The 13,259-nt window shown below is 52.5% G+C and carries 10 protein-coding genes; 4 read left to right on the forward strand and 6 right to left on the reverse strand.

The features are described from left to right. Positions 1-88: 88 nt before the first annotated feature. Positions 89-826: a YoaK family protein gene (locus tag HB664_RS12930; protein ID WP_219939564.1), complete on the reverse strand. Its 738-nt coding sequence runs from the start codon at positions 824-826 to the stop codon at positions 89-91. Between the two features lie 155 nt (positions 827-981). Then, positions 982-1,605, reverse strand: a complete 624-nt coding sequence (locus HB664_RS12935) for a glutathione S-transferase family protein (protein WP_219939565.1) — start codon at positions 1,603-1,605, stop codon at positions 982-984. Between the two features lie 352 nt (positions 1,606-1,957). On the opposite strand from HB664_RS12935, the gene HB664_RS12940 reads away from it, so the two are divergent. Next, complete coding sequence (locus HB664_RS12940) at positions 1,958-2,587, forward strand: hypothetical protein (RefSeq protein ID WP_219939566.1); 630 nt, start codon at positions 1,958-1,960, stop codon at positions 2,585-2,587. Positions 2,588-2,601: 14 nt separating this feature from the next. Further along, positions 2,602-3,213 carry a helix-turn-helix transcriptional regulator gene (locus HB664_RS12945; protein WP_219939567.1) on the forward strand — a complete coding sequence of 204 codons (612 nt, stop codon included), beginning with the start codon at positions 2,602-2,604 and terminating at the stop codon, positions 3,211-3,213. Between the two features lie 68 nt (positions 3,214-3,281). Here the strand turns inward: HB664_RS12945 and HB664_RS12950 are convergent, their stop codons facing one another. From HB664_RS12950 to HB664_RS12965, 4 genes are all read right to left on the reverse strand, one after another. Beyond that, a complete protein-coding gene (locus tag HB664_RS12950) occupies positions 3,282-3,482 on the reverse strand; it encodes a helix-turn-helix domain-containing protein (protein ID WP_219939568.1) in 201 nt (66 codons plus the stop codon). Positions 3,483-4,196: 714 nt separating this feature from the next. Further along, a complete protein-coding gene (locus HB664_RS12955) occupies positions 4,197-5,825 on the reverse strand; it encodes an autotransporter outer membrane beta-barrel domain-containing protein (protein WP_165356695.1) in 1,629 nt (542 codons plus the stop codon). Positions 5,826-7,739: 1,914 nt separating this feature from the next. After that, positions 7,740-8,057, reverse strand: a complete 318-nt coding sequence (locus HB664_RS12960; RefSeq protein WP_143347093.1) for a YebG family protein — start codon at positions 8,055-8,057, stop codon at positions 7,740-7,742. A gap of 70 nt (positions 8,058-8,127) precedes the next feature. Continuing rightward, positions 8,128-8,481 carry a helix-turn-helix domain-containing protein gene (locus HB664_RS12965; protein ID WP_039262679.1) on the reverse strand — a complete coding sequence of 118 codons (354 nt, stop codon included), beginning with the start codon at positions 8,479-8,481 and terminating at the stop codon, positions 8,128-8,130. 336 nt (positions 8,482-8,817) lie between these two features. On the opposite strand from HB664_RS12965, the gene HB664_RS12970 reads away from it, so the two are divergent. Next, positions 8,818-9,993, forward strand: coding sequence for an efflux RND transporter periplasmic adaptor subunit (locus HB664_RS12970; protein WP_023335530.1), 1,176 nt, complete (start codon positions 8,818-8,820; stop codon positions 9,991-9,993). Between the two features lie 23 nt (positions 9,994-10,016). After that, positions 10,017-13,172, forward strand: a complete 3,156-nt coding sequence (gene oqxB / locus HB664_RS12975) for a multidrug efflux RND transporter permease subunit OqxB (protein ID WP_047061712.1) — start codon at positions 10,017-10,019, stop codon at positions 13,170-13,172. Positions 13,173-13,259 lie beyond the last annotated feature (87 nt).

The raw sequence follows: 13,259 nt of genomic DNA on the forward strand, positions 1-13,259 counted from the left end.
GGGTCAGGCAGAATAGTCCTAAAGCGAATTTTTAGATGTGACGGTGTCACATCTAAAGAGCTCATACGCCGGATATCGGTCATTAACTTCAGAGAGAGGCACGAACCCGTCGAACCCGCATCGAGACGGTGATAATTGAAACGATAGCGACCACGGCTAGCATCAACCCGAGCGCCAGCATGGCGTTAAACCCGATCCATCTGAACAGCAGCAGCCCCGCGATGCCGCCCGAAATAAACGAGAAAAGGGTGGTTAAGTGGGTTGTTAGCTGGCTTTTTTGCGCCGCCGTATCTTTGGAGTAATCCCTGCGCAGCATCGCCATCAGTACCGAGGCCAGGGATATCCCCGCGTCCGTCAGCGTGCCGGTAATGTGCGTCGATCTCACCCGTCCGCCGGAAAGCTGCGTGGAGGTGGAGTTATGAATGCCCATTAGTCCGCACAGAAAAAGAATAATCACGCGGTTGCTGGTGAGGGCATGAAAATACATCTCGTAGAAGGAGACGCCGGTCAGTAATAACCCTTCGACAAACAGGATCTGGCAAAAAACCAGCCTGACGTTATGGATAATTCCCCATATCACAATCATGCGCGCAACAATGGCGCCTGCGACAAAAGAGAGAATAATCGAGCCGAAGAAAATCATATCGCTCAGATCGGTGGAAGAGACTTCGCTGGATAACTGGGAGGTGTTGCCGGTCATGTGTGAGGGGAAAAAACCAAATGCCCCGAGAGCGATGGCATTCAGCAAACCTGCCGAGGTCGCCAGCCAGAGAGCAAGCCGGCGATCCTCCTTATGCGTTCGTTCTTTCTTGAGTCTAATCAGCAAGAATACCTCCAGATTGAGCTTTGCCTGAATATTCAGGCTAGCAAAGCGGCGCAACGGGCTGTCCAGGATATGGCTTAATTATTATTCCCTCTGACGACTTTCAGGGTTTAGTAATTAATTAAAATATCCTTACTCAAAATGGAGTCGAGAATACTTTAAATCATGCCGTTATTTCCGTGACGCAAAAACGCCGGTCGCTGGTTAAGGCGTTCAAACCAGGCCTCGATCGCGGGCACGTCGGGCTTATCAAAGGGCGTCATTTTCCAGCGATTCACCGACAGCCCAAGCACGACATCCGCAAGGGTAAACGTCTCGCCCGCCGCAAAGGCCCCGGTGCGCTGCAGCTGGATTTCCAGAATGGTGATGCAGTGGTTCCACTCTTTTATTCCCGCCGCAATACGTTCTGGATCGTTAAAGTCCGGGTTTTTACGCCCCAGCGCCGGGAAGACATAGCGCCAGGCGTTGTTAAATTCGGTTGCCTGCCAGTCCATCCAGCGCTCAACGTTGGCGCAGGCCTGCGGTTCTGCGGGCAGCAGATCGTGACGTCCGGCCTTGCGCGCCAGGTATCGGCAGATGGCGTTGGACTCCCACAGAACGAAATCGTCATCGATCAGCACCGGCACCATGGCGTTGGGGTTCAGCGCGCGGAAGGCATCCGTTTCCGTTGAGGCAAAACCGCTGCCGTAATCTTCCTGTAGATATTCGAGGCCTGCTTCTTCGCAGGTCCAGAGCACTTTACGAACGTTGATGGAGGTGGTTTTGCCGAGGATGGTGATCATTGCGCAGGTGTCCTTTAGAGGAATGAATTGTCTAAAAACAATACACCAGTTGCGCGGGGAAGGTTGGGGCAAAATTTAGTGGGATGTACTGTCTTGCCCAATCGACCACTTCCGGCGGATGCCGATCTTTTTGCCGTCGCTGACAACTGCCCCGCGCTCGTACCGCAGGAGTTGTCGATGGTACAAAGCCAGCGACCACCGTTTTCCTGCCGAAAAAATAAATTCCGCCCCGGGAATCCCCTGGAAAATAATTATATGCAATTGACATCCTTTATTGGACACAAAACCACTCCAATATTGCAGCATGTTTATCTAATATTATCTATATTGACTTATATTTATAAATAATACGATGTTACAGCAAAAAATAACAGAAATTATACTTTATGAACCTCGGCCACTGTTTCGCAATGCGGCTAAAAACAGCATCCAGGCCGTCAATGGCTCTCTGTTAGAGATTGAACCAGATGCGCTAATAGAGGAGGTACCCCCTTTTAATGATCAAATGTCTTTATTCGCTGCAGGCGTTAGTGGTGCCGGTGAGGAAATATATTCTCTATTACGGTTAATTCACCATCTGATAATGCAGGGAAAAGAAATTATCGTATGGGTCGCAAAACGGGATGACCTGCTTATCAGACTGATGTACCAGCTTGGTGTACAGACGCTACTCTGCGAAAATTATTTGGAAGAAGAACTCGCTCAGCGCATGTTATCCAAAAATTTCAGTTCAGGATATTTGCCTTTACGCTCCCCGCAAGTAAATAACATGAATAGAAAAAATAGGCTCACACACTCTGAACTGAATATTCTTATCGACTGCGCCCGAGGTCTGAGTGCCTATGAGATCGCCAGTCTGCGCCATATGGGATATAAAACGGTCTTCACCCATAAACAAAACATCCGGTTGCGTCTGAGCCTGCAAAAGTCAGCCAGTTGGCTGGATCTGCTTAACCGTTTGGATCAGATCTATTCAGTCTGAACATCTGGAGAACTATGTTTACTTTTACTGTTTGTTCCCGTGTGGTTCATCCGACTCTACTGAACGGGTTTCTATCCAGCCTGAAGGCTTTTCGCGAACAAAATCCCGAATGGAATTATGAAGTTGTTCGGCATGATAATGCACATCTGGCTTTGCTTGATTTCACTGCATATGACACGCTTACTGATATCTCCGCCGCGGAGTACGAAAGTCTCTGCCGGCCAGGTGAAGGAACTGCTCTGGTTATGCTCTCTGCATGTCAGGAGAAGCTGGCGCATCAGCTCATGAGATCATACCGGTGTTCACTGCTTTGTGTGGATGAACGTCTGCTGGAACTGCGTGAGCTGATAAAACACAGTATGAAAAAACAACGTTATATCAGTGCTCACTTCCTGCGACTGCAGGAGCAGGAGAATAATATAACCGACGGTATGATTTTTACCGATGCAGAAAAAAAAGTACTTATTGGCCTGAAAAGCGGTAAAACCGGGATTGAATTATCACGCGAAATGTTTCGAAGTCAGAAAACGATCAGTACCCATAAGCGAAAGATTATGTTTAAGCTGGGGGTCAAGAATGATCTGCAACTGCGCAAAGCGATACAAAAGCTCCAGCCGCCGCAATGATGCGGCGGCTGTTCTTACGTCAGGTAATTTATCCTCCGGTATTGTTTGTCAGATGTAACGGCCCTGTGTTAATTATCCGTTAAAAGCGTTTGATATTTTTCAGGTAATTTATTAATTTTTATCAGAATACCTCGATTAATCTCTATATAACCACCGATACATAAATCGCCCAGTATTTTCATAACACGACTGCGTGAAAGTCGGGTTTTTTCTAGAATATAATCACTGACGTTGACATAAGCACTCAACGCCTCATCTTCATTCATCATGGCAATTAAATTCAGTATTATCAACTAACTGCTGAGGCAGTATCGATAATTCCTGTTTTCTCGCCTTCCTGATCACAGAAAGGAAGAATGATGAGGTGGGGGGATTTGTGCACGTCGTTGTTAAAGTTTTTCACTACCGCCTCAATTAAATACGGTGCACTGAACGGGTTGCGCACGATTAATGAAACTTCTTTTTTTGCTGCTTTATCTAAAAACGGGTGCCGCGAAAATTGACAGTGTCGAAGGTATTATGAATGAGGGCAATAGCAACGCAGCCAGTTAATATAGGTAATGTGGCTTTCAATCCTGACTCCACAATAATTAATTGAAACAAATTCCGTAATATTATTATCTGGAGCTCCTTGCAGATCTTAAAAGATGATACTGAGGAAGTTAAAAAAGTCTCTTTTGTAAGTCCTTAAAAGGATTGTGTTCTGGTTGTTACATCAGACTAAATTTCTTTATTTGTCCGCTATTATCATAAAACCGTGTTTATGAACCAACCTGATGTATCTGCAGGCAGGGCTCTTTGGTTGCTGGATTGCGATGGGTTGCTGAGGTGAGGGCGGCAGGAGCGGGGGAGAAAGCTGGCTGCGCAGGAACGTGTTATCTTTTTGTGCATGCGGAAGCTTTGTAAAAGGACGTTATCTTTGCAGGCTTTTCGTAAAAAAAACCGGGCATAACATCATGCCCGGTTTTCGTTCGTGTCATTTATTACCAGGTGTAGCCGACACCGGCATTCAGCATCCACGGTGACTCATAGTTATCCTGACCTTTGGCATAGTTCGCCCCGGCCCAGCCGCTCAGGTTTTTGGTGAGTTTCACATCCGCGCCCAGGCCAACGATGCCGCGTGAACCGTCGGTGCTGTCGTTGATTTTCTCGCCGTTGATGTCCATCGTGTTGCCGTTCTCGGTTTCACCCGCAACGGCCAGATGCACATACGGACGGACCTCGGTGCCATTGTTCAGCGCCATCGCCATACCGGCATTCACACCGCCTTCCAGACCCAGTGACGTGCTGCCGTCATCTTTCGTGTGCAGGCCATTTTTCAGCTTATAGTCGACGCTGTTATAGCGTGCATATGAAATCTGGGCATAAGGTTCGATATACCAGGCATTAAACTGCTTGTGGTAGCCCGTTTTGAAAGCCCCGCCGAAGCCATTGTTGTTATAGTCGCCGGTAGTATGACCGCCGTCCAGAGACGTCACGCTGATGTCGTTTTTCAGGTGCGTACCCTTGATGCTGGCATCAAAGAACAGACCGTTGTTCAGACGCAGTGAGGTATACAGTGAGGCGCCGTAGCTGTCGACATCTGTGCCTGCACTGCCGCCGTCATGCATGTTCACATCCGAATACCCGCGGGTGGCGGCAAAACCGAACAGCAGGTTGCCCGGGGCGATATCGACACGCTTGTCAGCACCTAACATAAAGCCGTTGTTGGTCTGATCGTAGGCAGTACTGGTCTGCTCCATCTGCTGACGGTGGTAGCCGCCGTAGTAGCTGCCCCAGGCGTTCACCGTGCCGTCGCTGCTGCCGGTGAGGCGCTCGTGATCCAGACGGCGGTTCAGCGCATCCTGTTCGTCGCTCCAGATGCTCATCGCTGCCGCACGGGTATTCACCGCAGCCTGCGCGGCGGTCGAGAGCGTGCGCGAATTCGGGTTCGGGTTTGGGTTCGGGTTCGGGCCAGGCGTCGGTTCTGGCGTCGGTTCTGGCGTAAAGTTATCGAGGATCACGCTGGTTGACCCGTCAGCGTTAGCCACGCTGTGTGATTCGTAACGGTAAACCCCGACATCGTTCTGCATGGAGTTGAAGGTCGCACCGGAACCGTCCGTCACCTGAACAATGGTGTTGCCGGTCATATCGCCCGCTGCACCGCTGGAGTTGGAGGTCACGCCGGCATTGAAGCTGCCGGTGGCCTTGTCGGCCGTGAGCACGTAGGCTGAACCGGTTTCCGCGTTGTACGTGGAGTAAATAGTTGACGCCGTCGGGCTGGCCGCCGCTAGCAGCGTGGTCGGTGCGCTGTCGGAAAGACTTGCGGTGTGGATATTCCCGCCGTCCATGACGATGTTGCTGGCACCGGTCAGGCTGATGGCATCGACATCCGTGGCCGCGTTGTTGATCCAGGTTGAGCCATTGCTGATATTCAGCGCCAGCGCGCCGGTACCGGTTTTCCCGGCACTGCCGTTCCAGGCTGAGCTGTCGATGTTCACCGACTGGTCAGCACCTGAAGAGCTGGTGATGGCGCCGGAAAGGGTGGAGCCGCTGAAACCGACCGTATTCACCGCACTGGTACCGGAAATCTTCAGCAAATTGGTTTTGCCGGTGACGGTCGAATCTTTCACGTTGATGGTGCTGCCAGTGGTATCCCCTTTAAGGATGATGGCTTTATCACCTTCGATCGTTGACCCGGCGCTAGAATTTAACGTGAAACCGCCGCCCAGTGAAATACCATTGCCGGTCGAGGAACGTACCGTGGAGCCATCAATATTGATAATATTATTTTCATTATCAGAATCCTCAGTGGCTATCCCATTTTTAGCCCCGAATACAGTGGTGCCATTAGACAGCGTTACATTGGTATTTTTATTACCGGATGCTGTATAATAAACACCTGTATCATCGCCATTTATAGTTGTGTTAGAAATGTTATAAGCGCTTCCGTTATTTTGTGTTAATCTTAAGCCAGACTGAGCTGAAATAGTGGAGTCCGTGATATCCATTATACCGGAATAACCACCATTGGACGAGATGCCGCGATCGTCCGATTTAATCGTGCTGTTAGTGATATGGACAACACTACTCCCTTCGCTCATAAATACGGCCGCGTCGCCATAACCGCCACCGCTGGCCTCTATCAGGGAATTAGAAATATCTATATTGCTGCCACTTTTTCCCGTTGCTTCCCAAACATACACTCCGTTTTTCCCACCCTTGATTGTTGAGTTTTCAACCTTCAGGTTCGCGTTAGCCTGACCATTAACATTATTACGGACGAATAAACCGGTTTCCACGCCTTCAACATACGCGTTATCCGTGACGTTAACCGCAGCCCCTGTGGAGCTGGCAACATCTATACCAATTTTTCCACCAGAAATAGTGGTCCCTGTACCGCTGACATTCAGTGTTGCGCCTTTCGTAGGATCTGTAAGATTAATGGTTACACTATCTTTATCAGGGGCATTACTTATTTTGCTACCGCCATTGATATTGGCAGTGACACCAGCAGTGTCTATCAGCACGCCATCAGTAACATTTTTACCTGTAACATCGGTATCGGCACTGATGGTTTGTGCAGATGCGCAGGAACCCCAGGAATAAAGGGCGCCTAAAATAACAATATTAATTGCCTTGATTTTTGGTTTAAAAGTATTTGGAGACTGCTGTTTTGCGTTTGCCATAATGCACCATAGATAATAATTTCGCCATAAAAATGGCACCGATATATTGCGGCGAGCAATATTAATTGCGGCCGACTAAAAAGTTGGCAAATTTTACTTACAATTAAAAAGAAACACTCAGAAAAAAAAGTCCACTTTAGTACTTTTTCCCCTAAAAGGTCAGATGATTGTTACAAGCGACTGATAGGGTTGTCGTTTTTTGACGTTATTACCTTGGGTTTATCCAGGTAACAGGATTGCACTTTAATGCGAAAATGATGTTAATATTTCTTTAATAAAACGAAAATAAAAAGAAAAATTCCGTTCAGAATAAACTGAACGGCATCTATTATTACGGGACGCATTACAGGTTCTATTATTAACCTGGAAAGGTGCGATAGAGCTGATTCGGCACCGAACGCGCTAAACGCCGGGCGACCTCATTAAGCATTTGAACTCACGGTACAAAGCGCACTGCAGCAGAAAAAATGTCTGCTTTGAACGAAAAGTTGACGTGTAAGCTGGCGTCCTGTCCTCTCGGGAGAAACGGGATACAGAGCGCGTCGTCATGGCCTGTGGTAGAAGAATTCCCGCCCTGACCGAGCGGGGGGATTCATATTCCGGTTTTGTCCTCACCTGCCATCCCCCATTAGCGTGTTACAGGGCTGAGACGAGGTTGCTGAAGAGGCAATTTTTGAATCACAGATCCTGATGATTTTCGCCTTCATTTCCTGGCGCACGCCATCTCCTTATTTATGTTCTGAATATGAAACAATGACATTGTTACCATCAACCAGCAGTGGATCCCGACAGACAGCAAAAAAGCCGTAAGCAGTTATCTGCTTACGGCGCCAGGATCGGTGATGGTTTTTCTGACAATCAGGCCGCTTTCACGGCCCTGATTTTTTTCGTGTCAGCCGCATCGGATTCTGTTTTACCCGCTGCAGCTGAAGCATTGAGATCGGGAAGCTTGCTGGTACGCAGAATATGCTGCACGGTATCTTTCTGCTCGGCGAGATACAGGCCAAGATTTTCAGCCTGCGTTTCATCCATTTGCATTCCGCTTTGCAACAGCCAGTCGGTGAACGCGTCTGCCATATCGAGCAGCTTGTCGTGAGCGTCAGCCTCTTTCTTACTGGCAAATGTCATTTTCTCTTCACCTTTTCTTACGACAACAAATTTAGTTTCAACAGCCATCGTGCACCTCGCTATACTGTATTTATATACAGTATAGCAGCTCCCGATAGAAGTTGCAGCAAAATATGCATCACTGGCAAAGCTGCTGCGATTCCGGGCCACCCATACTCCGCCGCCACGCCCCGGGCGCCTGACCATACTGACGCTTAAAGCTGCGGTTGAAGGACTGCTGGGAGTCGAAGCCCAGCGCGATCGCCACGTTCAGAATCGGCTCATCGCTGCGGGTTAGGCGCTCAACCGATTTTTGCAGCTTTTGCGCACGGATATACCCGGCGAGGGGATAGCCCGTATGCTCTTTAAACAGGCGCTGGAGGTGCCATTTTGAGTAGCCGGATCGCCTGGCAACGGACTCAATGTCCAGACGGCTATCCAGGTTGTTGTCGATCCAGTCGAGTAAATCATGCATAAATGCGCCAGTGTTCATCGGGTTACTCCCACGCTGCCTGTTAAAAGGTATCTTTGTCTGTTGCATTAAAAGGTGGCGCGTTTTTGTATTAATTGCAAGTTTTATTGTTGCATTTAAATCCCTGACCGAAACGGGTCTTTTCACATACGCTCAAATAGCACATAAAGTGCAACAATTATTCTTGCACTTAGTTAAGCGCCTTCCTACAATCGCCGCGATAGTGTATTCGCAACTGTTACAGTTTTGTGGCGATGAACGACACAAATGGCCTTGAGACAGCCACCGGACAAAGGAAGTGGCGCAGTGCCTCCTGCTGCGTCTTGCCCGGCGGCGACAATTACCGGAATAAAAATAATGAGCCTGCAAAAAACCTGGGGTAACTTTCATCTGAACGCGCTGGGGGTCATGTTGCTCTCCGTGCTGCTCGTCGGATGCGACAACAGCGTCGCGCAAAACGCCGCGCCGCCTGCGCCCGCCGTCAGCGCTGCTGATGTGGTGGTGAAATCCATTAGCCAGTGGGATAGCTTTAACGGCCGGATTGAAGCGGTGGAGAGCGTTCAGCTCCGTCCGCGCGTGTCCGGCTACATTGATAAAGTGAATTACACCGACGGCCAGGAAGTGAAGAAGGGCGAGGTGCTGTTCACGATTGATGACCGAACCTATCGCGCGGCGCTGGAACAGGCGCAGGCGAACCTGGCGAGAGCTAAAACGCAGGCCAGCCTGGCGCAGAGTGAGGCTAACCGTACCGATAAGCTGGTCAATACCAACGTTGTCTCCCGTGAAGAGTGGGAGCAGCGTCGTTCGGCCGCCACTCAGGCGCAGGCCGATATCCGTGCCGCGCAGGCGGCAGTTGACGCGGCGCAGCTCAACCTGGACTTCACCAAAGTCACCGCGCCTATCGACGGTCGCGCCAGCCGGGCGCTGATCACCAGCGGCAACCTGGTGACTGCGGGCGACACCGCCAGCGTTCTTACCACGCTGGTCTCGCAGAAAACGGTTTACGTCTACTTTGACGTGGACGAGTCGACCTACCTTCACTACCAGAATCTGGCCCGCAGCGGGCAGGGGGCGTCCAGCAATCACACGGCGCTTCCGGTTGAGATTGGCCTGACGGGCGAGGAGGGTTATCCCCATCAGGGCAAAGTGGACTTCCTTGATAATCAGCTGACGCCGAGTACCGGCACCATCCGCATGCGCGCGCTGCTGGATAACGCCCAGCGTCAGTTCACGCCGGGACTTTTTGCCCGCGTCCGCCTGCCGGGCAGCGCGGAGTTCAAAGCCACGCTTATCGACGACAAAGCGGTGCTGACCGATCAGGATCGTAAGTACGTTTATATCGTCGATAAAGAGGGGAAAGCGCAGCGCCGTGACATTACGCCGGGCCGTCTGGCAGACGGTTTACGCATCGTGCGGCAGGGGCTGAACCCTGGCGATAAAGTCATCGTCGAGGGTTTACAAAAAGTGTTTATGCCGGGGATGCCGGTTAACGCGAAAACCGTTGCCATGACCGCCACCAGCGCCCTCAACTGATCCCTTGACCTGAGAATCCATCCATGGACTTTTCCCGCTTTTTCATCGACAGGCCGATTTTTGCCGCGGTGCTGTCGATTCTGATTTTTATCACAGGGTTAATCGCCATCCCGCTGCTGCCGGTGAGCGAATATCCTGACGTCGTGCCGCCAAGCGTGCAGGTGCGCGCGGAGTACCCGGGCGCCAACCCGAAAGTGATTGCCGAGACGGTGGCGACGCCGCTGGAAGAGGCGATCAACGGCGTTGAGAACATGATGTACATGAAGTCCGTTGCGGGCTCCGACGGCGTGCTGGTCACCACCGTCACCTTCCGTCCGGGAACCGACCCGGATCAGGCGCAGGTGCAGGTGCAAAACCGCGTCGCGCAGGCCGAAGCGCGTCTGCCGGAAGACGTGCGGCGTTTGGGCATTACCACCCAGAAACAGTCCCCGACGCTGACGCTGGTGGTGCATCTGTTTTCGCCCAACGGTAAGTACGATTCCCTGTATATGCGTAACTACGCCACGCTGAAGGTGAAGGACGAGCTGGCGCGCCTGCCCGGCGTCGGCCAGATCCAGATTTTCGGCTCGGGTGAATACGCAATGCGCGTCTGGCTGGATCCCAACAAGGTGGCGGCCCGCGGGCTGACCGCGTCGGACGTGGTGACGGCGATGCAGGAGCAGAACGTGCAGGTATCCGCCGGGCAGCTTGGCGCCGAGCCGCTTCCGAAAGAGAGCGATTTCCTGATCTCCATTAACGCCCAGGGGCGTCTGCATACCGAAGAAGAGTTCGGCAATATTGTCCTGAAAACGACGCAGGACGGTACGGTCGTCCGCCTGCGCGACGTGGCGCGTATCGAAATGGGGTCCGGCAGCTATGCGCTGCGTTCCCAGCTGAACAATAAAGACGCGGTCGGGATTGGTATCTTCCAGTCACCTGGGGCGAACGCCATCGATCTGTCTAACGCGGTGCGCGCGAAAATGGACGAACTGTCCACGCGCTTCCCTGCGGACATGAAGTGGGCGGCACCTTACGATCCAACCGTTTTCGTGCGCGATTCGATCCGTGCGGTGGTGCAAACGCTGCTGGAAGCGGTGGTGCTGGTGGTGCTGGTGGTGATCCTGTTCCTGCAAACCTGGCGCGCGTCGATCATTCCACTGATCGCGGTGCCGGTTTCGGTGGTGGGTACCTTCAGCATTCTCTACCTGCTCGGCTTCTCGCTGAACACCCTGAGTTTGTTCGGGCTGGTGCTGGCCATCGGCATCGTGGTGGACGACGCCATCGTGGTGGTGGAAAACGTCGAGCGAAACATAGAAGAGGGGCTTGCTCCGCTTGCGGCGGCGCATCAGGCGATGCGCGAAGTGTCCGGGCCGATTATCGCGATTGCGCTGGTGCTGTGCGCGGTGTTTGTGCCGATGGCGTTTCTCTCGGGCGTTACCGGTCAGTTCTACAAGCAGTTTGCGGTGACGATCGCGATTTCCACGGTCATCTCCGCTATTAACTCGCTGACGCTCTCTCCGGCGCTGGCGGCACTGCTGTTAAAACCGCACGGCGCGCCGAAAGATTTCCCGACCCGGCTTATCGATCGTCTGTTCGGCTGGATTTTCCGTCCGTTTAACCGCTTTTTCCACCGCAGCTCGAACGGCTATCAGGGGCTGGTGGGCAAAACGCTGGGACGGCGCGGCTCGGTATTTGTGGTGTATCTGCTGCTGCTCTGTGCCGCTGGCGTGATGTTTAAAGCGGTGCCCGGCGGGTTTATTCCGACGCAGGATAAGCTGTACCTGATTGGCGGCGTGAAAATGCCGGAAGGTTCTTCGCTGGCGCGCACCGACGCGGTGATCCGCAAAATGAGCGAAATCGGGATGAATACCGAAGGGGTGGATTACGCGGTTGCGTTCCCGGGGCTGAACGCGCTGCAGTTCACCAATACGCCGAATACCGGGACGGTCTTCTTTGGCCTGAAGCCGTTCGACCAGCGCAAACATACTGCGGCGGAAATAAACGCGGAGATTAACGCGAAAATCGCGCAAATTCAGGAAGGCTTTGGCTTCTCCATTCTGCCGCCGCCGATTTTAGGGCTGGGTCAGGGGTCGGGCTATTCTCTGTACATCCAGGACCGCGGCGGTCTGGGGTATGGCGCGCTGCAAAACGCGGTGAACACCATGTCCGGCGCGATTATGCAGACCCCGGGAATGCACTTCCCGATTTCAACCTACCAGGCTAACGTTCCGCAGCTGGACGTGCAGGTCGACCGTGACAAGGCGAAAGCGCAGGGCGTGTCGCTGACCGATCTTTTCGGAACGCTGCAAACCTATCTGGGCTCGTCGTACGTGAATGACTTCAACCAGTTCGGCCGTACCTGGCGCGTGATGGCGCAGGCCGACGGGCAGTTCCGCGACAGCGTTGAAGATATTGCGAATTTACGCACCCGTAATAGTCAGGGCGAAATGGTGCCGATTGGCAGTATGGTGAAAATCACGACCACCTACGGGCCGGATCCGGTGATCCGTTACAATGGCTACCCGGCGGCGGATCTGATTGGCGATGCCGACCCGCGCGTGCTCTCGTCCTCGCAGGCGATGACGCAGCTGGACGCGATGTCTAAGCAGATCCTGCCAAACGGGATGAACATTGAATGGACGGACCTGAGCTTCCAGCAGGCGACGCAGGGCAACACGGCGCTGATCGTCTTCCCGGTCGCGGTGCTGCTGGCGTTCCTGGTCCTGGCGGCGCTGTATGAAAGCTGGACGCTGCCGCTGGCGGTGATCCTCATCGTGCCGATGACCATGCTCTCCGCGCTGTTTGGCGTCTGGCTGACCGGAGGCGATAACAACGTCTTCGTGCAGGTGGGGCTGGTGGTGCTGATGGGGCTGGCGTGTAAAAACGCGATTCTTATCGTGGAGTTTGCCCGCGAGCTGGAAATTCAGGGCAAAGGCATTATGGAAGCCGCGTTGGAGGCGTGCCGCCTGCGTTTACGTCCGATTGTGATGACCTCCATCGCCTTTATTGCCGGGACTATTCCGCTGATCCTCGGCCACGGCGCGGGCGCAGAAGTGCGCGGCGTCACCGGGATCACGGTCTTCTCCGGGATGCTGGGCGTGACGCTGTTTGGTCTGTTCCTGACGCCGGTGTTTTACGTGACGCTGCGTAAATTCGTGACGCGCGGGAAAAAAGAGGAAAGGGACGTTCTGCCCGCATAGGGACGTTGCCGATAATAAAAAACCGCCTTCATTGTGAAGGCGGTTTTTTTTACATCTGAATGTAGGCCGGGTAAGCGCAGCGCCACC

This window comes from Enterobacter sp. DNB-S2, assembly GCF_019443845.1.
Lineage (GTDB): Bacteria > Pseudomonadota > Gammaproteobacteria > Enterobacterales > Enterobacteriaceae > Enterobacter > Enterobacter asburiae_B.